Source organism: Microbacterium gubbeenense DSM 15944 (assembly GCF_000422745.1).
Classification (GTDB): Bacteria; Actinomycetota; Actinomycetes; order Actinomycetales; family Microbacteriaceae; genus Microbacterium; species Microbacterium gubbeenense.
Window position 1 is genome coordinate 1 of the sequence record NZ_AUGQ01000002.1, and the last position, 26,845, is coordinate 26,845.

Consider the following 26,845-nt stretch of genomic DNA (forward strand, 5'->3'; position numbering starts at 1 on the left):
TCTATCTTATCACCGTGATTCCGACTGTCAAATCCGACACGCCGAAGCTACCGAAGCAACCAGGCCATCAGACCGGCAAACCGATCACAGCGACAGACCACAAACTTACCAGACGACAACCTGAGGTTGTCCTGGAAGTGACATCTTCGTGAAGAGGCCGCTTCCCCCAGTAATCCCGCCCCACAGACATGACATCTGAAGGACTTCGTTGTGGTGGTTGTCGCCTTCCTGGGATGGGGGAGCCTCTCAGCTCGACCTCACCGCTTGGCGGCGACAAGGGATTACATTACGCAGGAACGACGAGGGCCACAAAAGCGGCTGCAGCCGGGCGTGTCGAAACGACGTCTGCGAGCGCTGATGCGTCCGCTCCCCCGTCGAACAGGGCGCTCAGCAGCGCGACGGCGCCGATCAGGATCCCGAACAGCACGACGAGCAGGATGATGCCGCCGATCAGGATCCCCTTGCCGGCCTTCTTCAGCGCACCGGTGACGGCACCGTTCGACAGTGCGTCGTGCATCACCGAGCGTCGATCCTCGATCGACAGGCCGCGTTCCGTGAGGTGAGTCCTGAGCGCCTCGCCCGACGGGCCGGACGCGTACTCGGCCATGACCTGTGCGCGCCCTTCGCGGGTGCGCAGCGCGCGCGAAGACTCGAGCAGCTTCGTCGCCTCGGGATCCGAGACGCCGTACCGCTCGGCGAGCCGGCCGGACATGTGCACGCCCAGCTCCTTCATCGCTTTCGTGCGCCCCTCTTCGGTCGTGAGGGCGAGCGCGGTCTCGCTGATGCCGGCGGCGTCGATGTCGACGCCGGCCTTCTGCGCGTACTCGGCGGCGCGCTGGCTGCCGGCCTGTTCGGCGGCGCGTCGCGCTTCCTCGGTGGGGATCATCGCCTCCGAAGCGGCCTGCGGGTCGAGACCGGCCACCGCATCGCGCAGCGGATCGCCGCGTTCGATGAGCTCGATCCCGTCACCGATGGCAACGCCGTCGTCGGGCTCTGCCGAGCGGCGCCACGGCATCTCATGCGTCGAACTGGTGCTCATCTTGACCCCCTCCGATCACGATAGCGAACCGCACGTGCTCAGGCGACGAATACTCCCGCGAGCGCTTTCTTGCCGCGACGGAGCACGGAGACTCCGCCGGGAAGGGATCCGGTCACGACGGCATCGTCGGACGTGACCTTCTCGCCGTCGAGCGATACGCCGCCCTGCTTGATCGCGCGGCGCGCTTCGGACCCCGACGGCACCAGCTCGGTCGCCACGAGCGCGTCGATGATCGAGGTTCCGGCCGCAAGGGTCGCGTGGGGCAGCTCCGCGAGCGCCGACGACAGCGTGCCCGCATCGAGCGATGCGAGCTCGCCCTTGCCGAACAGCGCCTCAGAAGCCGCGATCGCCTTCTGCGTGAGGTCGAGCCCGTGCACCGTCGCGGTCACCTCGAGCGCCAGCCGCTTCTGGGCCGCCCGGCGGAACGGCTCGTCGGCGACGAGCCGCTCGTACTCGGCGATCTCGTCCCTCCCCAGGAAGGTGAACACCTTGAGCCGTTCGATGACGTCGCGGTCGTCGGCGTTGAGCCAGAACTGGTACATCGCGTACGGGCTGCACATCTCGGCGTCGAGCCAGATCGCGTTGCCCTCGCTCTTGCCGAACTTCGTGCCGTCGCTGTTGGTGATCAGCGGGGTACCGAAGGCGTGAACGTCCGTTCCCTCGACGCGGTGGATGAGGTCCGTGCCGCTCGTGAGGTTGCCCCACTGGTCGCTGCCGCCCGTCTGCAGCACGCACCCGTACTGGCGGTGCAGCTCGAGGTAGTCGAGCCCCTGCAGGATCTGGTAGCTGAACTCGGTGTAGCTGATGCCCGCATCCGAGTTCAGCCGCGCGCTCACCGCATCCTTCTTCAGCATCGTGCCGACGCGGAAGTGCTTGCCGATCTCGCGGAGGAACTCGATCGCCGACAGCGGCGCCGTCCAGTCGAGGTTGTTGACCATGCGCGCCGCGCTGTCGCCCTCGAAGCTCAGGAAGCGCTCGATCTGCGCGCGCAGCTTCGCGACCCATTCCTCGACCGTCTCGCGGGTGTTGAGGGTGCGCTCGGCCGTCGGCCGCGGGTCGCCCACGAGCCCCGTGGATCCGCCGACGAGCCCGAGCGGGCGGTGCCCGGCGAGCTGCAGCCGGCGCATCGTGAGCAGCTGCACGAGGTTGCCGAGGTGCAGGCTCGGAGCCGTCGGATCGAAACCGCAGTAGTACACGATCGGATCGCCGTCGAGCAGGTCGCGGAGCGCGTCCTGATCGGTCGAGACATGCACGAGGCCTCGCCAGAGGAGCTCGTCCCAGAGCGTGTCGAAGCTGTCGTCGAGCTGCTGGGGCGCCAAAGTCGTCGCCATGGTCACTTGCCCTCCCCCGCGGTGATCGCCGCGAACGCGTGCTGTGCGCGCTCGGCGAGCTCGACGCGCTGCTCGGCGACGCGCTCGGGAGCGGTTCCGCCGACGCCGGCGCGGCTCGCCACGGATCCCTCGATCGTCAGCACCTCGCGCACGCCGGGCGTCAGGTGCTCGCTCACCTCGGCGAGCACCGCGTCGTCGGCGTCCTCGAGCCCGATCCCGCGCTGTTCGCACGCGCGCACCAGGGATCCGGAGATCTCGTGGGCATCCCGGAACGGCACGCCCTGCTTCACCAGCCACTCGGCGACGTCGGTCGCGAGCGAGAAGCCCTCGGGCGCACGCTCGGCCATGCGGTCGGTGTGGAACGTCACGGTCGCGATCATGCCGGTGAACGCGGGCAGCACGAGCTCGAGCGTGTCGACCGAGTCGGACACCGGCTCCTTGTCCTCCTGCAGGTCGCGGTTGTATGCGAGTGGCAGCGCCTTGAGCGTCGACAGGAGCCCAGTGAGGTTGCCGATCAGGCGGCCCGACTTGCCGCGCGCGAGCTCGGCGATGTCGGGGTTCTTCTTCTGCGGCATGATGCTCGAACCCGTCGAGTAGCCGTCGTCGAGGGTGACGAAGTCGAACTCGCGCGTGTTCCACACGATGATCTCTTCGGCCAGGCGCGAGATGTCGATGCCGATCTGTGCCGCGATAAAAGCGAACTCAGCTACGACGTCGCGAGCAGAGGTCGCGTCCATCGAGTTCTCCGCGGGACGATCGAGTTGGAGCTCGCGCGCCACGAGCGCCGGATCGAGACCGAGAGTGGATCCCGCAAGGGCTCCCCCACCGTACGGCGAGACGCCGGCGCGCACGCGCCAATCGCGGATCCGCTCGAGGTCGCGCACGAGCGGCCACGCGTGGGCCTGCAGGTGGTGCGCGAGCAGAACGGGCTGGGCGTGCTGGAGGTGGGTGCGGCCGGGCAGTATCGCGCCGTGGTGTGCCTCGGCCTGTGCGACGAGCGCATCAATGAGCTGCAGCACGTCGCGCGCGACGATGCTGGCATGGTCGATCAGGTACATGCGCACGAAGGTCGCGATCTGGTCGTTGCGGCTGCGTCCGGCGCGCAGCCGCCCCCCGAGCTCGGCGCCGACCTCGTCGAGCAGCATCTGCTCGAGCGCGCCGTGGACGTCCTCGTCACCGGGGCGCGGGACGAGCTCGCCCGAGGCCACCTTCGCGGACATCTGGTCGAGCCCCTCATGCATCGCCGCCGCGTCTTCCGCCGACAGGTATCCGGCCGCCTCGAGCGCCGTCGTGTGGGCGTGGGATCCACGGATGTCGTACTGCGCGAGCTTCCAGTCGAAGTGCGTCGAGCGGCTGAGCGCCTCGAGCGCGGGACTCGGGCCGGACGCGAATCGGCCGCCCCAGAGGGCGCCCTCGTTCGTGCCGTGCGGGGTCGATGCAGGATCCGTCGTACTCACCCGTCCAGCCTAGCCCGCACGGCACGCGTCGATATCGCGCCCACCGCCCATTCGAGCGGTCCTCGGCCGACGATAAGGTTCCACGCGCAGCAGAAGAAGACCGTTGCGAGGACCATCGGCCAGAACGGATCGACCGCATGGAATCCTCCGATCGGGTCGACGGGCGGATCCTGTGCCCAGATCCAAACGCTCCACGCGATGAGCTGGCCGGCGTACGCGGTCAGCGGCATCGACCCGACGACGCGCACGGGCCACACGATCCACGTGAGCGGTGTGCGGCAGACGAGAACGCAGGCGCAGACGACGGCGACCGCGAGTCCTCCCGAGCCGAACATCTCCCCGATGCCCGTCGTATGCGGTTCGGACGAGAGCGCTTCGACCCCGAAGCGGCCGATGACGCCGAAGCCCGCGCACGAGATCCCCGCGGCGATGAGACCGGTCGCGAGCACCGTGAGCGGTCGGTCGAACCCGATGCGGGCGACCGCGATCCCCACAGCGACGAACGCGATCCAGGCGAGGAACGGGTAGTGCCAACCTGTCAGGTCTTTTACGACCGCACCCTCGAACGACGACCAGAAGTCCGAGTGATCGATGGCGGCCACGACGAACGGGGCGACCACGGCGACGGCGCCGGCCATCGCGAGCAGCCATCTCGGCCGCCACGAGAGCAGCGGCAGGGCGAGGAGGAAGAGGATCCCGTACGCGGGCAGGATGACGTACACGGGCGCGGGCATCAGCCACAGCGCGATGCCGACCGCGTAGATCAGCGCGGCGCGGACGGCAGTGCGGCGGCGATCGGTCGCGAGGCGCACGCCCGCGTGCGGCGCGGATCCGCCCGTCAGCAGGCCGAGTGAGACGCCCGCGAGCACGGCGAACAGGATCGACGAGTTGCCGTTGACCGCCGCCGACCAGCTGGCGGGGTCGGTCCAGTGGAACTCCGGCGCCGTTGCGACCACGTGGGCCGCGAACATGCCGAACACCGCGAGCCCGCGGGCGAGATCGACCCCGCCCTCACGACGGTTCGGTGCTCGCCCGGCCGGCGCGCTCGTGCGCGGCTTCAGGAATGCTCCGATCCGCGCACGCATGGCCCTGCGATCAGACGGTCTCCTGCTGGCGCAACAGCCAGACGAGGAGCGCCTTCTGCGCGTGGAGTCGGTTCTCGGCCTCGTCCCAGATGACGCTCTGCGGGCCGTCGATGACCTCGCTGTCGACCTCGTAGCCGCGGTCGGCGGGCAGGCAGTGCAGGAAGATCGCGTCGCCGTTCGCGCGCGCCATCAGGTCGGTCGTGACCTTGTAGCCGCCGAGCGCCTTCAGCCGATCCGCCTTCTCCTCCTCCTTGCCCATCGACACCCAGGTGTCGGTGACCATGACGTCGGCGCCGTCCGCCGCGGCGACGGGGTCGGTCGTCAGCGTCACGGATCCGCCGGTCTGCGCGGCGATCGCGCGCGCGTCGGCGACGACGTCCTCGCGCGGGTCGTAACCCTCCGGGCTCGCGACGCGCACGTGCATGCCCGCCATCGCGCCGGCGACGAGATACGAGTGGCCCATGTTCGAGCGGCCGTCGCCGTAGAAGCTCATCGTGAGCCCCGCGGTCCTGCCCTTGTGCTCGCGGATCGTCAGCAGATCGGCGAGCAGCTGACACGGGTGGAAGTCGTCGCTGAGCGCGTTGACGACGGGCACCGTCGTGCCCGACGCCATCTGCTCGAGACCGGCCTGCGCATAGGTGCGCCATACGATCGCCGCGACCTGGCGCTCGAGCACCCGTGCCGTGTCGGCCGGGGTCTCCTTGCCGCCCAGCTGGCTCGAGGCGGTCGTGATGATCAGCGGGGATCCGCCGAGGTCGGCGATGCCGACCGCGAACGAAACGCGCGTGCGCGTGGATGACTTGTCGAAGATCACCGCCACCGTCTGCGGGCCGTCGAGCGGCTTCTCCGAGAATCGATCCTTCTTGAGCTCAGTCGCGAGATCGAGGATCTCGGACTGCTCGGCGGGCGTGATCGAGTCGTCGCGGAGGAAGTGACGAGTCATCGGGCGTTCTCCTGGTTCTGGGCGGCGACCGCGTCGAGCGATGCCGTGAAAATGTCGAGGAACTCGGCGATCTCGCTGTCGCCGATCGTGTAAGCGGGCGCGAGGCGGATGACGTCCGGCGCCGGCGCGTTGATGACGAGGCCGCGCGTCAGGGCCTCGGCCGCGACGTCGGCGGCCACCGGAGCATCGAGCACGATTCCGATGAGCAGGCCCGCACCGCGCGTCGAGGCCACGAGCGGAAGAGCCGCGACCTTCTCGCGCAGCTCCGCACCGCGTGCGGTGACGTTCTCGAGCAGGTTCTCGCTCTCGATGAACTCGAGCACGGCGTTCGCGACGGCGCTCGCGAGCGGGTTGCCGCCGAACGTCGAGTTGTGCGTGCCGGGGTAGAACAGCTCGCTCGCGGATCCGTACGTGATGAGCGCGCCGAGCGGGAACCCTGCGCCGACCGACTTCGCGATCGTCACGGCGTCCGGGGTGATCCCGAGGTGCTGGTGGGCGAACCACTCGCCCGTGCGGCCGGATCCGGTCTGCACCTCATCGAGGATGAGCAGCGCGTTGTGCTCGGTCGCGAGTTCGCGCGCCCGCACGAGGAAGCCCTCGGGAAGCGGCACGACGCCTGCCTCGCCCTGGATCGGCTCGGCGAAGATCGCCGCCACGTCGCCCGCCGCGAACGCCTCTTCGAGCGCCGCGATCGTGGGGTCGATCGCCTTCACGCCCGGCATCAGCGGCGCGAACGGATCCTGGTACGCGGCCTTCGGCGTGAGCGCGAGCGCGCCCGTGGTTCGCCCGTGGAACGCGCCGTTCAGACACAGGATCGTGCCCAGGCCGTGCTTGTTGCCGTGCAGCCGCGCGAGCTTGATCGCCGTCTCGTTGGCCTCAGTGCCCGCATTCGCGAGGAACACGCGCCCTTCGTCGCCCGTGCCCGCGAGCCGTTTGAGGCGTGATGCGAGCTCGAGCTGCTGCGGCGTGGCGAAGTAGTTCGACACGTGGATGAGGCGGCCGGCCTGCTGCGTGATGGCGTCAATGACGACCGGGTGGGCGTGGCCGAGGCAGTTCACGGCGATGCCGCCGAGGAAATCGAGGTAACGGCCACCGTCGGTGTCCCACACGTGGGATCCCTTGCCGCGCTCGAGGTTCGCGAGACGGCCGCCCAGGCTCATCAGGTCGCGGCCGGCCTCGTCCTTCCAGTTCTGCGTCATGATGCCGAGACCTCCGTTCCGATTCCGTTGCTGGTGAAGAGTTCGACGAGCACCGAGTGCGGCACCCGTCCGTCGATGATCGAGGCCTTCTGCACGCCGTCGGTGACAGCGTCGAGGCAGGCCTGCATCTTCGGGATCATGCCCGATTCGAGCTTGGGCATGAGGTCGGTGAGCTCGGCTGCAGTCAGGTGCGAGACGAGCGAATCGCGGTTCGGCCAGTCGGCATAGAGGCCCGGAACATCCGTGAGGATCACGAGCTTCTTCGCGCCGAGCGCCCGCGCGAGCGCGGAGGCGGCCGCGTCGGCGTTGATGTTGAGGGTGTGGCCCGGGTTGTCGAGGTCGGGGGCGACGCCCGCGACCACCGGGATCCGGTCGGCCCGCAGGTGGTCGAGCACGGGCGTCGGATCCACCCGCTCGACGTTGCCGACGCGGCCGAGACTCTCCTCGACGCCGTCGATCATCACGCCGCGGCGGCGGCCGCCGAACAGCGCGGCGTCCTCCCCCGAGATCCCCACCGCGAACGGCCCGTGCGAATTGATCTTCGCGACCAGCTGCGGGTTGATCTGGCCTGTGAGCACCATGCGGACCACGCTGATCGCCTCGGTCGAGGTGACGCGGTACCCGCCCTTGAACTCGCTCGGGATCGCCAGGCGGTCGAGCATGTTCGAGATCTGCGGGCCGCCGCCGTGCACGACGACGGGCTTGATGCCGACGTACCGCAGGTAGGCGATGTCCTCGGCGAATGCCTCCTGCAGCTCCTCCGAGATCATCGCGTTGCCGCCGTACTTCACCACGACGATCTCGTCGCGGTACTGCTTGAGCCACGGCAGGGATTCGATGAGCGTGGAGGCCTTGAACTCGGCCTCTTCGGGGCTCGTTTGCTGGAGATCGATCGGTGTCATGAGGAGTATGCGCTGTTCTCGTGGACGTAGGCGTGCGTCAGGTCGTTGGTCATGATCGTCGCCGACTCGGAGCCCGAGCGCAGGTCGATCTCGACGGTCGTCGTGCGGGGCGTGAGGTCGACGTCTTCCCGCGGGCGGTCGGGTCCGCCCTTCGTGCACACCCGCACCCCGTTCATCGTCACGTCGGTGTCGTACGGGTCGAACCGCGCATCGGTCGTGCCGATCGCCGCGAGCACGCGCCCCCAGTTGGGGTCGTTGCCGAACACGGCGGTCTTGAACAGGCTGTTGCGGGCGACCGACCGGCCGACCGTGACCGCGTCGTCTTCGGTCTCCGCGCCCGTGACCGTGATGAGGATGTCGTGGCTCGCGCCCTCCGCGTCGCCCATCAGCTGGGTCGCGAGGTCGAGGCAGACGTCGGTCAGCGCCGCGCGGAACGCATCGGCGTCGGGCGCGATGCCGGAGGCGCCGCTGGCCAACAGCGTGACCTGGTCGTTCGTCGACATCGCGCCGTCGGAGTCGAGCCGATCGAACGTCGTCCGCGTGGCGGCGCGCAAGTGCTGATCCGCCTCGTCCGGGGTGAGCTCGGCGTCGGTCGTGATGACGACGAGCATCGTCGCAAGGCCCGGCGCGAGCATGCCCGCGCCCTTCGCCATGCCGCCGATCGTCCAGCCGCCCTCGGAGCGCGTCGCCTGCTTCGGCACCGTGTCGGTGGTCATGATCGCGCGCGCGGCGCTCTCGCCGCCGTCGGCGCTCAGCGCCGCGGCCGCCGCCGTCGTGCCGTCGAGCACCTTCTGCCGGAACACCTCGTCGCCCGTGCCGATCAGGCCCGTCGAGCACACGAGAACGTCGACCGCGCCGACGCCGAGCAGTTCCGCGGCCTTCTCGGCCGTCAGGTGCGAGGTCTGGAAGCCGAACGATCCCGTGAAGCAGTTCGCTCCGCCGGAGTTGAGCACGATGGCCTCGGCCGTGCCGTTCTTGATGGCCTCCGCCGACCACATGATCGGATTGGCCTTGGCGCGATTCGAGGTGAACACCGCGGCCGCGGTCTTCTGCGGTCCGCGGTTGACGACGAGCGCGACGTCGGGCCTGCCGGTCGACTTGAGGCCGGCCGCGACGCCGGCGGCGACGAATCCCTGGGCTGCGGTGACGCTCACGGCGCTACTCCGTTCATGGTCAGCGCCGTCGTCTCCTCGAGTCCGAGCGCGATGTTCATCGATTGGATTGCGGCGCCCGCCGTGCCCTTGGCGAGGTTGTCGACGGCCGCGACGATGATGACGCGGTTCGCGGCGCGGTCGATCGTGACGCTCATGAGGGCGGTGTTGGCTCCGGTCACGTCCGCAGTGCGCGGGTGCGATCCCTCGGGGAGCAGTTGCACGAAGGTCTCATCGCCGTAGGCGGACTCCCACGCGGCGCGGATCTCGGCGTCGGTCGCGCCGGGCGCGATGCGCGCGGTGGTCGTGGCGAGGATCCCCCGCGCCATCGGCACGAGCACCGGGGTGAACGAGACCCGCGGATCCGTCGCGCCCGCGCCGCGCAGCGCCTGCTGGATCTCGGGGATGTGGCGGTGCGTGCCGCCGACGGCATACGGGTTCGCGGATCCGATGAGCTCGGCGCCCAGCAGATGCGTCTTGAGTGACTTGCCCGCACCGGACGGGCCGACCGCGAGCACCGAAACGATGTCGTCGGTCTCGATCACGCCCGCCGCGACGCCCGGGACGAGGCTGAGCGACACGGTCGAAGCGTTGCAGCCGGGAGCCGCGATGCGGGTCGCCCCCACGAGGTTCTCGCGCTGCTTCACACCATCGACGAGCAGCTCGGGCACGCCGTACGTCCACGGCGTGTGGAACTCGCCGCCGTAGAACTGATCCCATGCTGCGCTGCTCGTGAGCCGGTGATCCGCGCCGGCATCGATCACGAGATCGACGCTGTCGAGCGCGTCTGTGTACTGGCCCGACTGGCCGTGCGGCAGCGCGAGGAACACGATGTCGTGGCCCGCGAGCACCTCGGGCGTGGTGGGCTGCAGCTCGAGGTGGCGCAGCCCGCGGAGGTGCGGCTGATGCGCCACGAGCGGGTCGCCCGCGTTCGAGTGAGCCGTGACCGTGGTGATCTCGACATCGGGGTGATTCGCGAGCAGGCGAAGAATCTCGCCGCCCGCATAGCCGGAGGCGCCGGAAACGGCGACCGAATACGTCATGACTTCTACCTTATTGCGCGATGGGCGGTTGACCGTGACGGCGAACCGCTCGCGCGGCGCGATTTACGCGTGCGCTGGCCGGCGGTCCGCCCGGATTCGGCGGCCGCGACGGCTCTCGCAGAAGGACATGGCTGCGAGATTAGCACGGGTCGGGCCTTGCCGAGGATCTGAGGATTCGCCGAGGGCCTGACGATTTCCTCGAAATCGTCAGGCCCTCGGCAAGAAGTCAGGCGCTCGGCGAGAGCGATCAGATGATCTGCTCGCCGTTCTTCTTCGCCTCCCGCACGTCCTTGACGAACGCGCGGACCAGGACCGCGAGAGTGCCCGCGACGATCACGGGCCACACGAGAACATAGAGCGTGAGTGCGACGGTCATCGCATGGCTCCTTCCTTCTGGGCGGCAGGCGCTTCGGGGTCGAACGATCCCGTGCGCTGCTTGATGAGTTCGAAGTCGAACGACTTGGTGCGGTTCATCATCGTGATCGCCACGCACACGATCGTGCTGACGCTGTAGGCGATCAGCGATCCCGACAGCGTCGGATAGGTGTGCAGGAACCCGATCGCGAACGGCGCCGATGCGAGCGTTGCGACGATGCCGATCACGATGCCCGTCTTCAGGCCGAAGAACCCGAAGGCCATGAGCGCGAGCACCACGCCCACGCCGATCGTGGCGAAAACATCGCTTGCGATCCCCACGCCGCCCGAGAGGCCGATCCACTCGAAGCGCACCGGCAGGAACGCCGCGAGCGCCACGAGAACCGAGACCGTGAAGGCCACGTTCGTCACGCGCTTCCAGTAGAAGCTCGAGATCACCGGGAACACGAGCGCGCCCCACAGCGCGCCCACGAACACGAGCAGGTCGAGGATGCTGAACTGGATCGACGCGAAGCACAGGGCCGCGACGACCGCGACGATCATCGTGATCCGGCCGACCAGGAGCATCGTCTTGGGGTTGGCGTTCTTCTTGCCGGCCACGTTCTGGCCGTACACGTCAGCCATCACGATCGACGACAGCGCCGTGAGGTCGGAGTCAGCCGTCGACGAGAGCGAGCCGATGATCATCACGAAGAACACGCAGATCAGTACCGGGCCGAGGTAGGTGGCCGCCATCTGCGGGATGAGGTTGTTGACATCGCCGCCGAGCGGCTCGATCCCCGCGTACAGCGCGATGACGCCGAGCATGCCGACGCCGATGATCGTCGCGCCGTAGCCGACGGTCGCCGTCACGAAGGTCTTCTTGATGAGGTCCTCGCGCACGGCGAACAGGCGCTGGGCGATCGTCTGGTTGCCGATCGCGTAGGCCAGTACCGCCGCGATGTAGGGTGCGCCCTGCTCGAAGAAGGCCTTCGAGGAGAAGAAGTTCCCCTGCTCGGGCGTGAGGTTCGACGCCCCCTGCTCGAACATGCCGGGGCCGCCGGCGGCGAAGAACACGACGGGCACGATGATGACGACGGCGCCGAGCATCGCGATGACCTGGGCGAGGTCGGTCAGCACCGACGAGCGGAAGCCGGACCAGAGCGTGTAGAGCAGCACGCCCGCGCCGATCGCGAGGATGCCCTGCGTGAAGCTGAACGGCGACAGCAGCGAGATGAGCGCGCCGCCCGCGATGAGGTTCGACGTGAGGCTGATGAGGCTGCCGAGCACGTTGGATCCGGCGAGCATCAGCTGGCTGGAGCGCCCGTGGCGGGCGAACATGACCTCGGCGATCGTGTGCGCGCGGGGCGCGACCGAGCGGATCCGCTTGCCGAAGGGGTAGATGAGGAGGATCATCAACGCGCCCCACAACCCGTAGTGGATCGGGCCGGAGATCCCGAACTGGTAGCCGGATGACGCCGAGGCGTACATCGACGAGGCCCAGATCCAGGTGGCGGTCATAGAAGCCGCCGAGATGCCGAAGCCGAGCTTGCCGCCGCCGGTCATGTAGCCATCGGCGTTCTCCTTCTTCCGGGAGATGCGGACCGACATATAGAAGCTGCCGCCGAAGAAGACGAGCATGAGGATGACCACGACGGGCCAGGAGATCTGTTGGAGGTCGCCCACGGAGGCGGGTCCCTTTCTCTTGCCGCGCAGCACGCAGGCCGCGCGCGGTTGACGTATACGAACCTGGGCCACTGCTGCCGACATCGGACGAGCGAATGACCCGGGGCACTTCTCCTCTCGCGACTGGTACTGGACGCGGGCGCGCGCAAGCGCACTGAGCGTCAGGAAACGGAAAGCGCGGCGAACACGCGCGTGTGTGTCACGGCGATCGCGGTGCGGGGAGCGCACCTGGCGCTCGACCTCCACCCCCGCGCTGTCGCACGGGCACCACACGACACTATCAAAAACCTGGTGCCGAGCCTGGAGAAGCCTGTGAAACAGGTGGTACGCATCGCGTGTTCGCCTCGTTCCGCGCGCGAAAAAGGGCGAGGGATCCGCGGATCCCTCGCCCTTCTCAGCCGTCAGTCGCGGATGTGCGCGCCGAAGCGCTCTGCCGCGACCTCGACCCCGGCCATCTTCGCTTCCGTGGCCTCTGCCGCCGTCAGGGTGCGGTCGGCGGCGCGGAAGCGCAGGGCGAAGGTGAGCGACTTCTGCCCCTCCTCCAGGCCCTGGCCGCGGTAGTCGTCGACGAGGCGGGTGCTCTCGAGCAGCTCGCCCGCACCCTCGACGAGGGCGGCACGCACCTCGGCGGCGGGCGTTGCGGCGCCGACGACGAGCGACACGTCCTGGGTCGCGGCCGTGTAGGACGACAGGTGCGCGGCCGTCACGCGGTGGCCAGCGAGGGCGATCACGCGGTCGAGGTCGAGCTCGGCGACGGTGACGCGGCCGAACAGGTCGGCCTCGTTCGAGACGTCAGGGTGCAGCTCACCGACATAGCCGACGCGCTCGCCCGCCACGATGAGGGCGCCCGCGCGCCCGGGGTGCAGCGCGGCGCGCTGGGTCTGCACGACCTCGATCTCGACCCCCGCGGCCTCGCCGATCGCCCGCACCGCGTCGAGCGCCGACGACAGACCGGCTGCCTCCGCCGCGCGGCCGGGCTGCTTCGGCGCGATGTCTCCCGCGAACAGCACGCCCGCATAGCGCGGCTGCGGCGGGATCGCCGCGTGGATCTGCGCCAGCTGCTCGTCCGTCGGGCGCACGGCGCGCGGCAGGTTGAAGTCGGTGCCGTAGGCCACGCCCTCCTCGGGGAGGAACACGCTGCCGATCTCGAAGATCGACAGGTCGGACGTGCCGCGCGCCAGGTTGCGGTGCGCGGTCGCGACGAGGCCCGGGATCAGCGAGCGCCGCAGGAACGGCGCCGTCTGATCCAGCGCGTTCGCGATCCGGATCGCCGCGGCGGGCTCTCCCGATGCGGATCCGTGGAGCGTGTTGACCTTCTCCCCCACGAACGGGAAGGTGACCGTCTCGACGAGCCCCGTCGCCGCGAGCACGTCGGCGATGCGGCGCCGGGCGCTCTGCTCGCGCGTATAGCCGCGGCCCGACGGGGGCGTCGGGAGGATCGACGGAATCTTCTCGAGCCCCTCGACGCGCGCGATCTCCTCGACGAGCGTCCACTTGTCGGTGAGGTCGGGGCGCCACGTCGGCGCGGTCGCCTCGAACCCGGACGGTGTGCGCACGACGGCGCAGCCGATCTGCTCGAGGATCTGCTGCTGGCGCTCGGGGGCGTAATCGACGCCGACGAGCTCGCTCGCGAAGTTCTCGGGCAGCTCGATCGTGACGACGTCGTGCTCGTAGGCGAGCTCGGTGCCGATGGATCCGGCAGTTCCGCCCGCGAGCTCGACCATCAGGTCGACGACGCGCTGCGCCGCGGCGTGCGCGACCAGCGGGTCCACCCCGCGCTCGAAGCGCTTGGACGCCTCGCTCGGCAGCTTGTGGCGGCGCGCGGTGCGGGCGATCGACACAGAGTCGAACGCGGCGGCCTCGATCACGACGTTCGTCGTGTCGTCGCCGAGCTCGGTCGTCTGACCGCCCATGACGCCCGCGAGCCCGATCGGGCCGGACTCATCGGTGATCAGCAGGTCCTCGTCGCTGAGGGCGCGCTCCGCACCGTCGAGGGTCGTGAGCTTCTCCCCCGGGTTCGCGCGGCGCACCGTGATGCCGCCCGACAGGCGATCGGCGTCGTAGCCGTGGATCGGGTTTCCGAGCTCGAGCATGACGTAGTTGGTGATGTCGATGAGCAGACCGAGCGAGCGCATGCCCGCGAGCTGCAGGCGCGAGCGCATCCACGGCGGCGTCGGGCGCGACGGGTCGACCCCGTCGACCGTGCGCACGACGAACTGCTTCACGCCGGCGTTGCCGCGGATCGGGCGCTCGTCATTGATCGCGAGCGCGAAGCCGTCTCCGGCGGCGACGTCCGATGCGGGGCGTTCGGCGGGATCCTCGAAGGGGACCCCCGTGGCGAGCGCGTACTCGCGGGCGAGCCCGCGGATCGAGAGCGCGTAGCCGCGATCCGGCGTCACGTTCACGTCGACGGCGACGTCATCGAGCCCGAGCAGCGCGATGGCGTCGGTGCCGACGGCGGGATCGAGGCCCCACTCGGACAGGCGGATGATGCCGTCGTGGTCGTCGCCGAGGCCCAGCTCCTTGGCGGAGGCGATCATGCCGTCCGAGGTATGGCCGTACGTCTTGCGGGCGGCGATCGGGAACGGTCCCGGGAGCACCGCGCCCGGAAGCGTCGCGACGATCTTGTCGCCCTGCTCGAAGTTCTGCGCGCCGCAGATGATGCCGCGCACGCCGCCGTGGGCCTCGCCGACATCGACCTGGCACCAGCGGATGAGCTTGCCGTTCTTCTGCGGCTCGACCTCGAACGAGACGACCTGGCCGACGACGATCGGGCCCTGGACGTCGAAGCCGATGGCCTCTTCCTCCTCGAAGCCGACCGACACGAGCGACGCGAACACGTCGTCGGTCGACGTACCGTCTGCCATCTCGACGTTCTCGCGCAGCCACGAAAGCGGAACGCGCATCAGATCACCATCCCGAACTGCTCGCTGAAGCGCACATCGCCCTCGGCCATGTCGCGCATATCCTGTACGTCACTGCGGAACATCAGCGCCCGCTCGATGCCGATGCCGAACGCGAAGCCGCTGTAGACCTCGGGATCGATGCCCGCCGCGCGCAGCACGTTCGGGTTCACCATGCCGCAGCCGCCCCACTCGATCCATCGAGCGCCGCCCGTGAACGTCGGGTGCCACAGGTCGAACTCGGCGCTCGGCTCGGTGAACGGGAAGTGGTTCGTGCGCAGCCGCGTCTCGGCCTCAGACCCGAACAGCTGCTTCGCGATGTGATCGAGCGTGCCCTTGAGGTGCGCCATCGTGATGCCCTTGTCGACGACGAGCCCTTCGGCCTGCGTGAAGACGGGCAGGTGGGTCGCGTCGAATTCGTCGGTGCGCGCGACCTTGCCGGGCGACAGAATGTAGATCGGCACCTCGCGCTCGAGCATCGTGCGCATCTGCACGGGGCTCGTCTGCGTGCGCATCACCAGGTGTCGCTCGACCGGGTCGACGAAGAAGGTGTCCTGCTCCTGACGCGCCGGGTGGTCCTCGTCGAGGTTGAGCGAGTCGAAGTTGAACCACTCGTGCTCGAGCTCGGGGCCCTCGACGATCTCCCACCCCATGCCGACGAAGAGGTCGGCGAGCGCCTCCTGCATGAGGAGGACGGGGTGACGTGCGCCGGCGCGATTGCGGCTCGCGATCGCCGTGATGTCGAGGCGCTCGGCCTCGAGGCGCGCCGCGTCCTCCGTCGCCTTCAGCTCGGCCTCGCGCGCCGAGAACGCCTGGTTCACCTGGCCGCGCGCCTGCCCCAGCAGCTTGCCGGCCTCGGCCTTGCGCTCCTTCGCGACATGGCGCATCTGGGCGTTGAGGGTCGCGAGCGGGCTGCCCTCGCCCTGGTGCGCGGATCGGGCCTGTTTCAGGGACGCGGTATCGGTGGCGTCGACGACCGCGGTAAGCGCATCGGCGACGGCGGTCTCCACCGCTTCGGGAGTGATCTCGGGTACGTCAGACACGAGAGTCGAGCCTACCGGGAGCTCCTGGCGGTCACGGTGTGTAGAAGGCCGTGCCCTCGAACGACCAGTTGCGGTCCGTTCGCCGGATCGTGTTGGCCTCCGACTGGTTCGCGGTGTAGAAGTGCTTGCCGAACGTCTCGCTCCAGAACCGGTACACGGGCGTGCCCGATGTCGCGGCGCAGAAGCCGGTGCCCTCGTACGACCAGTTGCGATCCGTCTCGCGCACGGTCTTCGCCTCGGCGGCGTTCGAGGTGAAGAAGTGCGATTCGAACTTTGACGACCAGAAGCGATGGATCGCGACGGTGCCGGCTCGGCAGGATCCGTTCGATGCCTGCCATGCGCGGAAGTCGGTTCCCTCGTACTTCCAGTTGCGGTCGCTCGTGCGCAGCTTGTTCGCCTCCGACGCGTTCGTCGTGTAGAAATGCGCGTTGTCGAACGTCGACGACCAGAAGCGGTGCACGGAGACCGGTGCGGGCTGGCTGCTGCCGCCGCCGCCGGAACCGCCGAACCAGTCGGTGTAGTAGTTCACGAAGTTGCGGTTCCCGTACGACGCGCACGCATCGTTCGCCGCGCCGTAGCCGGCCGCGAGCGCGGCGCGGTTCGGCTGGTACGGCGTGTAGTAGTACAGCGCAGCGGTCGCGTTGTTGCGGATCGTGACCGGTCCGGATCCGCACGACGCGTTCGGGTGCCAGCGCACCTGGGAGGTCTTCCCGACGGGGTACCAGTTGAAGGACGAGTCCTTCGTGTACCGCTTCAGCTGCTTGGCCGCCATGTACACCTGGTTCTGGAAGCCGAAGTACTGCGAATCGCACGCCGCGCCGTCGGGGCATCCGTAGCCCATCGCGATGCGGTAGCGCCAGTCGCTCGGCCAGGTGTGGGTGACGAGGCCCTGCTCCTTCTGCAGGACCACGAGCAGCACCTTCTCGCTGACGCCGCAGGCCTTCGAGGCCTTCGAAATGATCGCGGCGGCCGACTCGCGGGATGCGCCCTTGTATGTGCCGGAACAGTACGAGTTGGGCGCCTTGGTCCGGGTCGTCTGCGCGAAGTCCTTGAGACACGTGTAGCCCGACTGGCAGCGAGGCACCTTGCCGTCGAGGAAGCGCTGGATCTGTGCCACCGACATGGTGCCGGAGGTGTACATCTTCGCGTCGCTGATCAGGTAGCCGGGGTCGAAGCCCTTGAGGGTGTCGGCGTGCAGCTGCCCCTCCTGCGTCGCGGCATAGTCGCCCGGGTTCGCCTCATGCTCGCCCGTCGACCCCTCGTAGTCGCCCTGGTCCGGCGTCGGGATATCGGTTAAGTCGACCGCCTGCGGCGGCGCCTCGGTCTCGGCGAGCGCGGCCTGAGGCACGAAGGCGGCCATCACCATCGCGATGGCGGCGACCCCGACGAGGGTTCGGGTGCGGAAGGACGTCGTCGAACGCGAATTCGGGCGCATGTCTTCCAGTATGACGGAAGCGGGGCGGGTGCTGTTAGTCGCACCCGCCCCGCCTTGACAACACCCTGCGCTACGGCTTGCCGAGCCGGTCGAGATCCTGCGTTCCGATGACCGACGTCAGCGTCGCGTCGTCGTCTGCCGCGGGGTCGCGCTCTGCCACGTGCGGGTTCTTCAGGTTGCGGTGCGTGCGCTTCTCGAGCCAGTTCGCGAACCACGACAGCAGCAGACACATGATGATGTAGATGCCACCGATGATCAGCGCGGCCTGGAGGATCGGGCGCCCCGGCTGCGTACTGAGCAGCTTCGCGTAGTAGAGCAGCTCGTGGTACGTGATGATGAACCCCAGCGCCGTGTCCTTCATCGTCACGACGAGCTGGGCGATGATCACCGGGAGCATGGCGCGGATCGCCTGCGGCAGCAGGATCAGCATCATCACGCCGCTCTTGCGCAGACCGATCGAGAAGCCCGCTTCGCGCTGGCCGCGCGGGAGCGACTCGACGCCGGCGCGCAGCGCCTCGGCGAGAACGGCTCCGTTGTACACCATGAGCGCGAGCACGACCGCCCAGTACGGCTCCATCTTGATGCCGAGCGTCGGAAGACCGTAGTACAGGATCATCATGAGCACGAGCACGGGGATCGCGCGGAACGCCTCCGTGATCACGGTCACGGGGATGCGCACCCACTTGTGGTCGGACAGCCGTCCGATCGCGAGGATGAAGCCCACGGCCAGGCTCAGCACGGCCGCGGCGGCGAACGCCTTCAGCGTATTGAGCAGCATCGAACCGATCTGCACCCACACCGTCGTGAAGGTGAAGACGTTCCACTTCGAGGCCTCGAACTGGCCGCTGAGCGCAAAGCGCCAGAGGACGAAGGCGACGATCGCGATGACCACCACGATCGTGACGACCGCGAGGATCGAGTTGCGACGATTGGCGCGCGGGCCCGGGACGTCATACAGGACGGAAGTCATCGCGCGATCCTCCATCGGTTCTCAAGAGTTCGCTGCAACCAGGTGAGCAGCATGACGAGCGCAACGAAGATCGCCGCGACCCAGAGCAGCACCTCCATCGGCGTGCCCGGCCTCGTGTGCGAGTTCGAGATCGTCGACTGCAGCAGGGGCAGCACGCCGATGCCGAAGCCGGCCGCGACGGTCGTGTTCTTCAGGAGGGCGATGATCACGCTCATGAGCGGGGGCACCACCGACCGGAAGGCCTGCGGCAGCACGACGAGCGACATGACCTGCCCGAACGGCAGGCCGATCGCGCGCGCTGCCTCGGCCTGGCCGACCGGAACGGTGTTGATACCGGCGCGCAGCGTCTCGGCCACGTACGTCGCGGTGTAGACGCCGATCGCCATGATGCCGAGCACCGTGTTCGACAGGTTGGGAAGCGCCAGAGCGCTGTAGCCGAACACGAAGAAGAAGAACACGAGGGTCAGCGGCGTATTGCGGATCAGGTTGACGTACAGCGTGCCGACCGCGCGCGCCACCGGCACCGGCGAGACGCGCATCGCCCCGACGATCGTGCCGAGCACGATCGCGATGGTTCCCCCGAAGAAGAACACGAGCAGCGTGAAGCCGATGCCCTGTCGCCACAGGTCGAGGTTCTCGAAGATGACGTCCACGCGTCCTCCTCTTTCTGGAGTAGATCGGTGAGGGGCGGCGAGAAAGCCGCCCCTCACCGCGAGTCATCAGCTGGCTGCGTCGACCTCGGGCTGCTCGATCTCGATGCCCGACTGTCCGAGCGTCGCGTCGAAGATCTCCTGCCACTTGTCGCCGCCGTCGGTGAACAGCGTGTTGATGTGCTCCTGCAGGGCCGAGTCGCCCTTGGGGATGCCGACGCCGTAGCGCTCCTCGGTGAACAGACCGTCGAGCACCTTGAGGTTGTCCGGGTCCTGGGCCGCGTAGCCGATCAGGATCGCCGCGTCGGTGGTGACCGCGTCGACCTTGCCGCTGAGAACGTCCTCGACGCACTGCGAGTAGATGTCGTACTCGCTCGCGTTGATCTCGGGGAAGTTCTCCTTGATGTTCTGGATCGGCGTCGAGCCCGTCGCCGAGCAGACGTTCATGCCGTTGAAGTCGGAGACGTCGGTGACCTCGGTCATCTCGCTGTCGGCCGAGACGAGGAAGCCCTGACCGGTCTCGAAGTACGGACCCGCGAAGTCGATCTGCTCCTTGCGCTGATCGGTGATCGAGTAGGTGCCGACGTAGTAGTCGATGTCGCCGTTCATGATCGCCTGCTCGCGGTTCGCGGAAGCGATCGGCTCGTACGTGATGTCGTCCTCTTCGAAGCCGAGAGACGCGGCGATCCAGCGCGCGATCTCGATGTCGAAGCCGCTGCGCTCGCCGGTCGTGACGTCGAGGTAGCCGAGACCGGGCTGGTCCTCCTTGACGCCGATCGTCGGGCCGCCGTTCTCGACCATGCGGTCGTACGTGTCGCTGCCTTCGAGCGCGACGTCCTCCGCGACCTCCTGCTCGGGTGCGTCGCCGCCGCCCGCGGGGTCGGTCGGCGATCCGCTGTTGCACGCGGTGAGCGCGAAGAGCGCCCCCGCTGCGAGGCCTGCGACCGCGAAGTTCCGGAACTTACGCATGTTTTCCTCCTGCTGGGATTGAGACTCGCGCCCTGCTGTGGGCGCTCGTCATAGGGACCTACTTGGTGAGAAGCTTCGAGAGGAAGTCTTTCGCGCGGTTCGACTGCGGCTTCGTGAAGAACGTCTCGGGGTCTGCCTCTTCGACGATCTCGCCGTCGGCCATGAAGACGACGCGGTCGGCCGCCTTCCGAGCGAACCCCATCTCGTGGGTCACGACCACCATGGTCATGCCCTCCTTCGCGAGGTCGACCATCACGTCGAGGACCTCGTTGATCATCTCGGGGTCGAGCGCCGAGGTGGGCTCGTCGAAGAGCATCACCTTGGGGTGCATCGCGAGCGATCGTGCGATCGCGACGCGCTGCTGCTGACCGCCGGAGAGCTGTGCCGGCAGCTTGTCGGCCTGGTGGCCGATGCCGACCCGGTCGAGCAGCTGGCGCGCTTCCTTCTCGGCATCAGCCTTGCTGAGCTTGAGCACCTTGATCGGGCCGAGCGTGACGTTCTCGAGGATCGTCAGGTGGCTGAACAGGTTGAACGACTGGAACACCATGCCGACCTCGGCGCGCAGGGTCGCGAGCTCGCGCCCCTCTTTGGGGAGTTCCTTGCCGTCGATCGAGATCGAACCGCTCGTGATCGTCTCGAGCCTGTTGATCGTGCGGCACAGGGTTGACTTACCCGACCCCGACGGACCGATCACCACGACGACCTCGCCGCGGTCGACGGTCAGATTGATGTCTTTCAGGGCGTGAAACTCACCATAGTGCTTCTGCACGTGGTCAATCACTACAAGAGGCTCTGCCATGCGGGTCAGCTTATCCACAATTCCCGCCCGGCCGCCATAGCGCGCGCCGACGAATTCCAGCTGTTACATAACGCTTACATCGAGCGTTGTGCGAACGCCGTCTCGTACAGGCAGACGCTTGCCGCCGTCGCGAGGTTCAGCGACTCGGCCGCACCGTAGATCGGCAGCCGCAGCGCACGATCGCAGAGGGCGAGGTCGTCGCCGGTCAGGCCGCGCGCCTCGTTGCCGAACACCCAGGCGGTGGGGTTCTCGAGCGCGCCCTCGCTGCGCACACCGAGGAGGTCGTCGCCCTTCACATCGGCGGCGAGAACCTGCAGCCCCGCGCCGCGCGCACGGCCGGTCACGTCGGCGAGATCGGCGTCGACCGCGAACGGCACGTGGAAGAGGGATCCGGTCGTGGAGCGCACGACCTTCGGGTTGAACGGATCGACCGTGCGTCCCGTCAGCACAACCGCGTCCGCTCCCGCAGCATCCGCGGCGCGCAGGATCGTGCCGAGGTTTCCCGGGTCGCGCACCTCTTCGCAGATCACGACGAGCTTCGGCTCGGACGCGAAGATGTCCTTCAGCCCGGTGGGGTTCTGCTTCGCGACGGCCACGAAGCCCTGCGGTGTGACGGTGTCGCTCATCGCGTCGATGACCGCCTCGTCCGCGTACTCCCACTCGAGGTCAGGGTTCTCGGCTTGCGCGTCGTCGATGAGGGTGCGGATGTCGCCGTGCTTCTCGAGCGCCGTCGGCGTCGCGAACAGATCCTCGACGAGGTCGGGGCGATATGTCAGCGCTTCCCGCACCGCCTGAGGTCCCTCGAGCAGGAAGCGCCCGGTCTCGCGGCGAACGGTGCGCTGGGAGAGCTTGCGGATGGTGCGGACGCGCGCGGCGCGGGGGTTCTCGAGCATGCCTCCAGAGTAACGGCGCGCGGCGCGCGAACGGATCCGCGGCGCGTTCACCGCGCACGACGAAGGGGCGCCCCACACGGGACGCCCCTTCGAGAGAAGTGCGCGCTTACGCGGCCTTCGGCGCGTTGACGTCGGAGGGCAGAGCGCCCTTCGCGACCTCGACCAGCGCGGCGAACGTGGCGGCGTCGTTCGTCGCCAGCTCGGAGAGCATGCGACGGTCGACCTCGACACCGGCCAGGTTCAGACCCTGGATGAAACGGTTGTACGTGAGACCGTTCGCGCGGGCGCCAGCGTTGATGCGCTGGATCCACAGGCGACGGAAGTCGCCCTTGCGCTTGCGACGGTCGCGGTAGGCGTAGACGAGCGAGTGAGTGACCTGCTCCTTGGCCTTGCGGTACAGACGCGAACGCTGGCCACGGTAGCCCGAGGCACGCTCGAGGATGACGCGACGCTTCTTGTGCGCGTTTACTGCGCGCTTAACTCTTGCCATGACTTTTTTTCCTTAACGCGTAACGAGATTCGAGCGGCTCAGCGGGCGAGGAGCTTCTTGATGGCCTTCACGTCGTTGCTCGAGACGATCTGGTCCTGGTTCAGACGACGGGTGCGACGGCTCGACTTGTGCTCGAGGTTGTGTCGCATGCCCGCGCGCTGCTTCTTGAGCTTGCCGCTGCCGGTGATCTTGAAGCGCTTCTTGGCGCCCGAGTGGGTCTTCTGCTTCGGCATTGTTCTTTCCTTGACGTGTGCGCCCATCGGGGCGACGTGGGGCGACCCGCCTCGCGGCGGGAAGACATATGGGTGTGACTACGCGGCCGCGGAGCTGTCGGACGAGTGCTTCGCGTCGCGGGCCGCCTGCTTGTTGACGGCGCGCTTGGCGTTCTGCTCGGCCTTGGCCTCGGACTTGTTCTTCACCGGCGCGATGATCATGACCATGTTGCGGCCATCGATCTTCGGTCGCGACTCGACGACACCGAGCTCGCCGACCTCTTCGGCGAACTTCATCAGCAGGCGCACGCCCATCTCGGGGCGCTGCTGCTCGCGTCCGCGGAACAGGATCATGGCCTTGACCTTGTCGCCCGCCTGGAGGAAGCCCTCCGCGCGCTTGCGCTTCGTGTCGTAGTCATGCTGATCGATCTTCAGACGGAAGCGAACTTCCTTGAGCACCGTGTTGGCCTGGTTGCGACGTGCTTCCTTGGCCTTCTGCGCAGCCTCGTACTTGAACTTGCCGTAGTCCATGATCTTGGACACGGGGGGACGCGAGTCAGGAGCCACCTCGACGAGGTCGAGGTCTGCTTCCTGAGCAAGACGAAGCGCCACCTCGGTGCGGACGACGCCAATCTGTTCGCCACCCGGGCCGATGAGACGGACCTCGGGAACGCGAATACGCTCGTTGATACGGGGATCGCTGATGCGGTACTCCTAATGGTGCGGTAGTCGGTGAGCCACCGTCGCACGAAGATCGCGCCACGGGCGGGAGAAATCATCACCATCCACCCGTGCGAGACGCAGGTTCGCGCGCGCACCACCCATCGAGCAAGCCTGTGACTCGCCCCAACCCGCCTGTCGGCGAGCGGAGTGTTACGTGACCCGGTAGCCTGGAACGGCAAGCGCGGGTGGGATGAAGATCCTCTTTCGTCCGGAATCACTTCCGGAGCCCGAAGCAGTCTAACAGAAAGACATTGATGAGCACCACCTCCGGCGAGCACGCCTATTCCTTCGACTCCGACCGCATGGCGAAGTGGGAGGCGAACGAGCAGGCCGCGGCCGCCACGGACGCCGCTCGCGACATCGCCGACGTGGCCGCCGTCGAGGTCATCTCGACAAGCTGCGTTCACCTGATGAGCGCCGCCGCGGTCAAGCTCGGCCTCGGCGAAGAGGGCCAGGCCGACGAGTGGGTCGACCTCGATGAGGCCCGCAAGCTCATCAACGCGCTCGCGGGTCTCGTGACCACCGCGGCCCCGGAGATCAGCGACATGCACGCTCGTCCGATCCGCGATGGGCTGCGCTCCCTGCAGTTGCGGTTCCGCGAGATCTCGCCCATCCCGGATGCGCACGGCAAGGGCCCCGGCGAGAAGTACACGGGCCCGGTCAGCTGACCGGAACGGGCCTCGTCACGACTCGATGCGCACCTGCATCGAGTCGACGAGGACCGCGATGCGATCCTCCGCCGCCCACCGCTTCGCGAGGCGGCCGAGGATCGTGTCGAGCTCAGCGCGCTCGAGCCCGGCCACCAGCGTGAGCGTGACGATCAGCTCCGGACCATGCAGGCGCGCCTCCGGGTCGCCGGCAGAGATCGCGATGTCCTGAACCGCGAGCTCCGATCCGATCGACCGGTGGAACGCTTCGGCGACCTCGGTGCTCAGCCACGACGGCTCCCAGGGCTGTTCCTGCGCGATCGCCCAGATCGCCGGTCGGCGCACGACGAACTCGGTGGGGCTCGTCGGGTCGAGGACGATGAGGTCGGTGTCCTCCCCCGCGGCGGCGAGAGCCGCACGCGTGCCCACTACCGGAATCGGCCTCGCGAGCGGGTTCCACGCGCGCATCGTGTCGACGCTCGTGAAGGCCGGAAGCACCTTGCGGCCGTCGGGAGCCGCGACCGTCACGATCGACAGCTCCTGGGTCTTGTCGACGGCGAGGCCCGTGGGGCCGACGCCCTCGTCGCCCTTCTCCGCGATGAGCGGCACGAGCACGCGCGCGCGGCGCAGGGCGTTGACGACGCCCTCGCCTCCGCCGGATCCTTCCCGGAAGTCGACGAGCGCGGCCAGCAGCGCGGGATCTGCGGATCCGTCGTCGCCCGCGGCCGGGTTCGGCTGGAACGCGCGACCCTCCCAGGCCTGCCCCGCGGAATCCGCGGTGTTACCGCTCAGGTGGGCGGGAAGGCGCGGCTGCGCGCCCTCCGCACCCGATCCGTCACTGTGCGGCGACATCCAGCGCCTCGGCGAGCGTGAACGCGCCCGCGTAGAGCGCCTTGCCGACGATCGCGCCCTCGACGCCGTGCGGCACGAGCTCGCGCAGGGCGGCGATGTCGTCCAGGCTCGAGATTCCGCCGGAAGCGACGACCGGGCGATCGGTGCGCTCGGTCATCTGGCGGAGCAGGTCGAGGTTCGGCCCCTTGAGGGTGCCGTCCTTCGTGACATCGGTGACGACATAGCGGGGGCAGCCGGCCTGCTCGAGCCGCTCGAGAACGTCCCAGAGGTCGCCGCCCTCCTTCGTCCAGCCTCGAGCTGCGAGCGTCGTGCCGCGCACGTCGAGGCCGACGGCGATCGCCTCGCCGTATCGGGCGATGACGGCAGCCGTCCAGTCGGGGTTCTCGAGCGCCGCGGTGCCGAGGTTGACGCGCTCGGCGCCGGAGGCCAGGGCAGCCTCGAGCGAGGCGTCATCGCGGATGCCGCCCGAGATCTCGACGCTCACGCCCTTCATGTGCTTGATGACCTTGCGCAGAATCGCGGTGTTGTTGCCGCGCCCGAACGCCGCGTCGAGGTCGACCAGGTGCAACCATTCACCGCCCTGGTCGCGCCACTGCTCGGCGGCCTCGATCGGGTCGCCGTAGCTCGTCTCGGAGCCGGCCTCGCCCTGCGTGAGGCGTACGGCTTTGCCGTCTGCCACGTCAACGGCGGGCAGCAGGGTCAGTTTGGGGGTCGAAGCGAAGTCGTTCATGTCTCCAGATCGGCTGCGGGGACCTCCCGCAGACCACACAACTGACAACGCTAGCCGTCGCCGACCGTTCCGCCCAACTCGCCTACGCCACGAGGGTGCCGAGCCAGTTGCGCAGAACCGCGATGCCCGCGTCGCCAGACTTCTCGGGGTGGAACTGCGTCGCCGTCAGCGGCCCGTTCTCGACCGCCGCGATGAAGCGCGATCCGTGCGTCGACCAGGTGACCGACGGGATGGGGAACGGCGGCTGCACGTCGAGCGTCCACTCCTGCGCGGCGTACGAGTGCACGAAGTAGAAGCGCTCGGACTCGAGGCCGGCGAACAGGCGCGACCCCTGCCCGACCTCGAGCGAGCTCCAGCCCATGTGCGGGATGACCGGCGCATCGAGCGGCCGGACCACGCCCGGCCATTCGCCGAGCCCCTCGGTATCGACTCCGCGCTCGATGCCGCGCTCGAACATCACCTGCATGCCGACGCAGATGCCGAGCACGGCCCGGCCGCCGGCCAGGCGACGCTCGATGAGCTCGCCGCCTCGGATCGATTCGAGCTGTTCCATCACGGCGCTGAACGCTCCCACGCCGGGCACGAGCAGCCCATCCGCCTCGGCGACGAGCGCGCGATCGCGGGTGAGGCGCACGTCGGCGCCGGCCTTCTCGAGCGCTTTGACCGCCGAGTGGACGTTGCCCGAACCGTAATCGAGCACAGCGACCAAGGGCCGCTCGGATGCCATCAGAGGGCGCCCTTGGTCGACGGCACGCCGACGACGAGCGGGTCGAGCGACTTCGCCTGACGGAACGCACGCGCGAACGCCTTGAACTCAGCCTCGGCGATGTGGTGCGGATCGCGGCCGCCGAGGACGTTCACGTGCACCGTGAGGCCGGCGTGGAACGTGATCGCCTCGAAGGCGTGGCGCACCATCGACCCCGTGAAGTGTCCGCCGATGAGGTGCATCTCGAACCCCGCCGGCTCGCCGGTGTGCACGAGGTAGGGACGGCCCGAGATGTCGACGACCGCCTGCGCAAGCGCCTCGTCGAGCGGCACGAGGGCATCGCCGTAGCGCGAGATGCCGGTCTTGTCTCCGAGTGCCTCGCGGATCGCCTGACCGAGCACGATCGCGGTGTCTTCGACCGTGTGATGCACGTCGATGTGCGTGTCGCCCGTCGCCTTCACGCGCAGGTCGGTCAGCGAGTGCTTCGCGAACGCCGTGAGCATGTGGTCGAAGAAGGGCACGGACGTGTCGATGGAGCTCGAGCCGGTGCCGTCGAGGTCGAGCTCGAGCTCGATCGACGATTCGCTCGTCGTGCGGGTGCGGGACGCGATGCGGGCGTTGGTCATAGCTCGA

At 68.3% G+C, this 26,845-nt stretch carries 27 protein-coding genes; 1 reads left to right on the plus strand and 26 read right to left on the minus strand.

The genetic code is table 11. The features are described from left to right. Positions 1-286 precede the first annotated feature (286 nt). The 22 genes from G510_RS0101995 to infC all read right to left on the minus strand — a co-directional run bounded on the left by G510_RS0101995 (position 287) and on the right by infC (position 23,259). Positions 287-1,039 carry a hypothetical protein gene (locus G510_RS0101995; RefSeq protein WP_157560384.1) on the minus strand — a complete coding sequence of 251 codons (753 nt, stop codon included), beginning with the start codon at positions 1,037-1,039 and terminating at the stop codon, positions 287-289. A 38-nt stretch (positions 1,040-1,077) separates the two neighbouring features. Beyond that, a complete protein-coding gene (gene tyrS, locus G510_RS0102000; RefSeq protein ID WP_029152227.1) occupies positions 1,078-2,370 on the minus strand; it encodes a tyrosine--tRNA ligase in 1,293 nt (430 codons plus the stop codon). Positions 2,371-2,372: 2 nt separating this feature from the next. Further along, on the minus strand, positions 2,373-3,827 hold the full coding sequence (gene argH, locus G510_RS0102005) for an argininosuccinate lyase (RefSeq protein WP_029152228.1): 1,455 nt from the start codon (positions 3,825-3,827) through the stop codon (positions 2,373-2,375). Continuing rightward, complete coding sequence (locus G510_RS0102010; RefSeq protein ID WP_051216204.1) at positions 3,824-4,912, minus strand: heparan-alpha-glucosaminide N-acetyltransferase domain-containing protein; 1,089 nt, start codon at positions 4,910-4,912, stop codon at positions 3,824-3,826. The genes argH and G510_RS0102010 overlap by 4 nt, the downstream gene beginning before the upstream one ends. A gap of 10 nt (positions 4,913-4,922) precedes the next feature. Then, positions 4,923-5,855 carry an ornithine carbamoyltransferase gene (gene argF, locus G510_RS0102015; RefSeq protein WP_029152230.1) on the minus strand — a complete coding sequence of 311 codons (933 nt, stop codon included), beginning with the start codon at positions 5,853-5,855 and terminating at the stop codon, positions 4,923-4,925. Next, positions 5,852-7,054, minus strand: a complete 1,203-nt coding sequence (locus G510_RS0102020; protein WP_029152231.1) for an acetylornithine transaminase — start codon at positions 7,052-7,054, stop codon at positions 5,852-5,854. The genes argF and G510_RS0102020 overlap by 4 nt, the downstream gene beginning before the upstream one ends. Then, a complete protein-coding gene (argB, locus tag G510_RS0102025; RefSeq protein WP_029152232.1) occupies positions 7,051-7,956 on the minus strand; it encodes an acetylglutamate kinase in 906 nt (301 codons plus the stop codon). Before argB ends, G510_RS0102020 begins: the two co-directional genes overlap by 4 nt. Next, positions 7,953-9,110, minus strand: a complete 1,158-nt coding sequence (gene argJ, locus G510_RS0102030) for a bifunctional glutamate N-acetyltransferase/amino-acid acetyltransferase ArgJ (RefSeq protein WP_029152233.1) — start codon at positions 9,108-9,110, stop codon at positions 7,953-7,955. Before argJ ends, argB begins: the two co-directional genes overlap by 4 nt. Continuing rightward, the gene (argC, locus tag G510_RS0102035; protein WP_029152234.1) at positions 9,107-10,150 is read right to left on the minus strand and encodes an N-acetyl-gamma-glutamyl-phosphate reductase; all 1,044 of its coding nucleotides are present in this window, start codon (positions 10,148-10,150) and stop codon (positions 9,107-9,109) included. Before argC ends, argJ begins: the two co-directional genes overlap by 4 nt. Before the next feature lie 247 nt (positions 10,151-10,397). Next, complete coding sequence (locus G510_RS18630; protein ID WP_029152235.1) at positions 10,398-10,526, minus strand: putative transporter small subunit; 129 nt, start codon at positions 10,524-10,526, stop codon at positions 10,398-10,400. After that, entirely contained in the window at positions 10,523-12,145 is a 1,623-nt protein-coding gene (locus G510_RS15060) for a sodium:solute symporter family transporter (RefSeq protein ID WP_051216277.1), read from the minus strand. The genes G510_RS18630 and G510_RS15060 overlap by 4 nt, the downstream gene beginning before the upstream one ends. Positions 12,146-12,591: 446 nt before the next feature. Then, the gene (gene pheT / locus G510_RS0102050; RefSeq protein ID WP_029152236.1) at positions 12,592-15,096 is read right to left on the minus strand and encodes a phenylalanine--tRNA ligase subunit beta; all 2,505 of its coding nucleotides are present in this window, start codon (positions 15,094-15,096) and stop codon (positions 12,592-12,594) included. Next, positions 15,096-16,136 (minus strand): phenylalanine--tRNA ligase subunit alpha, encoded by a 1,041-nt coding sequence (pheS, locus tag G510_RS0102055; protein WP_029152237.1) that lies wholly within the window; start codon positions 16,134-16,136, stop codon positions 15,096-15,098. Before pheS ends, pheT begins: the two co-directional genes overlap by 1 nt. A gap of 31 nt (positions 16,137-16,167) precedes the next feature. Next, a complete protein-coding gene (locus G510_RS17375; RefSeq protein ID WP_051216206.1) occupies positions 16,168-17,571 on the minus strand; it encodes a hypothetical protein in 1,404 nt (467 codons plus the stop codon). 70 nt (positions 17,572-17,641) lie between these two features. Next, positions 17,642-18,541, minus strand: a complete 900-nt coding sequence (locus G510_RS15070) for an amino acid ABC transporter permease (protein ID WP_051216279.1) — start codon at positions 18,539-18,541, stop codon at positions 17,642-17,644. Next, positions 18,538-19,194: an amino acid ABC transporter permease gene (locus tag G510_RS0102070; RefSeq protein ID WP_029152238.1), complete on the minus strand. Its 657-nt coding sequence runs from the start codon at positions 19,192-19,194 to the stop codon at positions 18,538-18,540. The genes G510_RS15070 and G510_RS0102070 overlap by 4 nt, the downstream gene beginning before the upstream one ends. Before the next feature lie 66 nt (positions 19,195-19,260). Continuing rightward, entirely contained in the window at positions 19,261-20,160 is a 900-nt protein-coding gene (locus G510_RS0102075; RefSeq protein WP_029152239.1) for a glutamate ABC transporter substrate-binding protein, read from the minus strand. A gap of 58 nt (positions 20,161-20,218) precedes the next feature. Further along, the gene (locus G510_RS0102080; RefSeq protein ID WP_051216211.1) at positions 20,219-20,959 is read right to left on the minus strand and encodes an amino acid ABC transporter ATP-binding protein; all 741 of its coding nucleotides are present in this window, start codon (positions 20,957-20,959) and stop codon (positions 20,219-20,221) included. A 74-nt stretch (positions 20,960-21,033) separates the two neighbouring features. Then, positions 21,034-21,852 (minus strand): TrmH family RNA methyltransferase, encoded by an 819-nt coding sequence (locus G510_RS0102085; RefSeq protein ID WP_029152241.1) that lies wholly within the window; start codon positions 21,850-21,852, stop codon positions 21,034-21,036. A 106-nt stretch (positions 21,853-21,958) separates the two neighbouring features. Continuing rightward, the gene (gene rplT, locus G510_RS0102090; RefSeq protein ID WP_029152242.1) at positions 21,959-22,342 is read right to left on the minus strand and encodes a 50S ribosomal protein L20; all 384 of its coding nucleotides are present in this window, start codon (positions 22,340-22,342) and stop codon (positions 21,959-21,961) included. A gap of 38 nt (positions 22,343-22,380) precedes the next feature. Beyond that, positions 22,381-22,575: a 50S ribosomal protein L35 gene (gene rpmI / locus G510_RS0102095; RefSeq protein ID WP_029152243.1), complete on the minus strand. Its 195-nt coding sequence runs from the start codon at positions 22,573-22,575 to the stop codon at positions 22,381-22,383. Between the two features lie 78 nt (positions 22,576-22,653). Continuing rightward, on the minus strand, positions 22,654-23,259 hold the full coding sequence (gene infC, locus G510_RS0102100) for a translation initiation factor IF-3 (RefSeq protein ID WP_084644159.1): 606 nt from the start codon (positions 23,257-23,259) through the stop codon (positions 22,654-22,656). A gap of 272 nt (positions 23,260-23,531) precedes the next feature. Between infC and G510_RS0102105 the strand changes: the two genes are divergently transcribed. Next, the gene (locus G510_RS0102105) at positions 23,532-23,945 is read left to right on the plus strand and encodes a DUF1844 domain-containing protein (protein ID WP_029152245.1); all 414 of its coding nucleotides are present in this window, start codon (positions 23,532-23,534) and stop codon (positions 23,943-23,945) included. A gap of 15 nt (positions 23,946-23,960) precedes the next feature. Here G510_RS0102105 and G510_RS0102110 read toward each other — a convergent pair whose 3' ends face one another. From G510_RS0102110 to hisB, 4 genes are all read right to left on the minus strand, one after another. After that, the gene (locus G510_RS0102110; protein WP_084644160.1) at positions 23,961-24,776 is read right to left on the minus strand and encodes an SseB family protein; all 816 of its coding nucleotides are present in this window, start codon (positions 24,774-24,776) and stop codon (positions 23,961-23,963) included. After that, positions 24,760-25,506 carry a bifunctional 1-(5-phosphoribosyl)-5-((5-phosphoribosylamino)methylideneamino)imidazole-4-carboxamide isomerase/phosphoribosylanthranilate isomerase PriA gene (gene priA / locus G510_RS0102115; RefSeq protein ID WP_029152247.1) on the minus strand — a complete coding sequence of 249 codons (747 nt, stop codon included), beginning with the start codon at positions 25,504-25,506 and terminating at the stop codon, positions 24,760-24,762. Before priA ends, G510_RS0102110 begins: the two co-directional genes overlap by 17 nt. An 82-nt stretch (positions 25,507-25,588) precedes the next feature. Continuing rightward, a complete protein-coding gene (hisH, locus tag G510_RS0102120) occupies positions 25,589-26,233 on the minus strand; it encodes an imidazole glycerol phosphate synthase subunit HisH (protein ID WP_036321674.1) in 645 nt (214 codons plus the stop codon). Continuing rightward, positions 26,233-26,838, minus strand: coding sequence for an imidazoleglycerol-phosphate dehydratase HisB (gene hisB / locus G510_RS0102125; RefSeq protein ID WP_029152249.1), 606 nt, complete (start codon positions 26,836-26,838; stop codon positions 26,233-26,235). The genes hisH and hisB overlap by 1 nt, the downstream gene beginning before the upstream one ends. Positions 26,839-26,845: the final 7 nt, after the last annotated feature.

Bases quoted from the DNA above. Each gene is read 5' to 3' on its own strand.
- hisB (WP_029152249.1), bottom strand. From the start codon at position 26,838: ATGACCAACGCCCGCATCGCGTCCCGCACCCGCACGACGAGCGAATCG.
- tyrS (WP_029152227.1), bottom strand. From the start codon at position 2,370: ATGGCGACGACTTTGGCGCCCCAGCAGCTCGACGACAGCTTCGACACG.
- G510_RS0101995 (WP_157560384.1), bottom strand. From the start codon at position 1,039: ATGAGCACCAGTTCGACGCATGAGATGCCGTGGCGCCGCTCGGCAGAG.
- rplT (WP_029152242.1), bottom strand. From the start codon at position 22,342: ATGGCAAGAGTTAAGCGCGCAGTAAACGCGCACAAGAAGCGTCGCGTC.
- G510_RS0102110 (WP_084644160.1), bottom strand. From the start codon at position 24,776: ATGTCGCCGCACAGTGACGGATCGGGTGCGGAGGGCGCGCAGCCGCGC.
- G510_RS18630 (WP_029152235.1), bottom strand. From the start codon at position 10,526: ATGACCGTCGCACTCACGCTCTATGTTCTCGTGTGGCCCGTGATCGTC.
- rpmI (WP_029152243.1), bottom strand. From the start codon at position 22,575: ATGCCGAAGCAGAAGACCCACTCGGGCGCCAAGAAGCGCTTCAAGATC.
- G510_RS0102105 (WP_029152245.1), top strand. From the start codon at position 23,532: ATGAGCACCACCTCCGGCGAGCACGCCTATTCCTTCGACTCCGACCGC.
- priA (WP_029152247.1), bottom strand. From the start codon at position 25,506: ATGAACGACTTCGCTTCGACCCCCAAACTGACCCTGCTGCCCGCCGTT.
- pheT (WP_029152236.1), bottom strand. From the start codon at position 15,096: ATGCGCGTTCCGCTTTCGTGGCTGCGCGAGAACGTCGAGATGGCAGAC.
- G510_RS0102085 (WP_029152241.1), bottom strand. From the start codon at position 21,852: ATGCTCGAGAACCCCCGCGCCGCGCGCGTCCGCACCATCCGCAAGCTC.
- G510_RS0102080 (WP_051216211.1), bottom strand. From the start codon at position 20,959: ATGGCAGAGCCTCTTGTAGTGATTGACCACGTGCAGAAGCACTATGGT.
- G510_RS0102010 (WP_051216204.1), bottom strand. From the start codon at position 4,912: ATGCGTGCGCGGATCGGAGCATTCCTGAAGCCGCGCACGAGCGCGCCG.
- G510_RS17375 (WP_051216206.1), bottom strand. From the start codon at position 17,571: ATGCGCCCGAATTCGCGTTCGACGACGTCCTTCCGCACCCGAACCCTC.
- G510_RS0102020 (WP_029152231.1), bottom strand. From the start codon at position 7,054: ATGACGCAGAACTGGAAGGACGAGGCCGGCCGCGACCTGATGAGCCTG.
- G510_RS15060 (WP_051216277.1), bottom strand. From the start codon at position 12,145: ATGCTCGTCTTCTTCGGCGGCAGCTTCTATATGTCGGTCCGCATCTCC.
- argB (WP_029152232.1), bottom strand. From the start codon at position 7,956: ATGACACCGATCGATCTCCAGCAAACGAGCCCCGAAGAGGCCGAGTTC.
- G510_RS0102075 (WP_029152239.1), bottom strand. From the start codon at position 20,160: ATGCGTAAGTTCCGGAACTTCGCGGTCGCAGGCCTCGCAGCGGGGGCG.
- argF (WP_029152230.1), bottom strand. From the start codon at position 5,855: ATGACTCGTCACTTCCTCCGCGACGACTCGATCACGCCCGCCGAGCAG.
- G510_RS15070 (WP_051216279.1), bottom strand. From the start codon at position 18,541: ATGACTTCCGTCCTGTATGACGTCCCGGGCCCGCGCGCCAATCGTCGC.
- hisH (WP_036321674.1), bottom strand. From the start codon at position 26,233: ATGGCATCCGAGCGGCCCTTGGTCGCTGTGCTCGATTACGGTTCGGGC.
- argC (WP_029152234.1), bottom strand. From the start codon at position 10,150: ATGACGTATTCGGTCGCCGTTTCCGGCGCCTCCGGCTATGCGGGCGGC.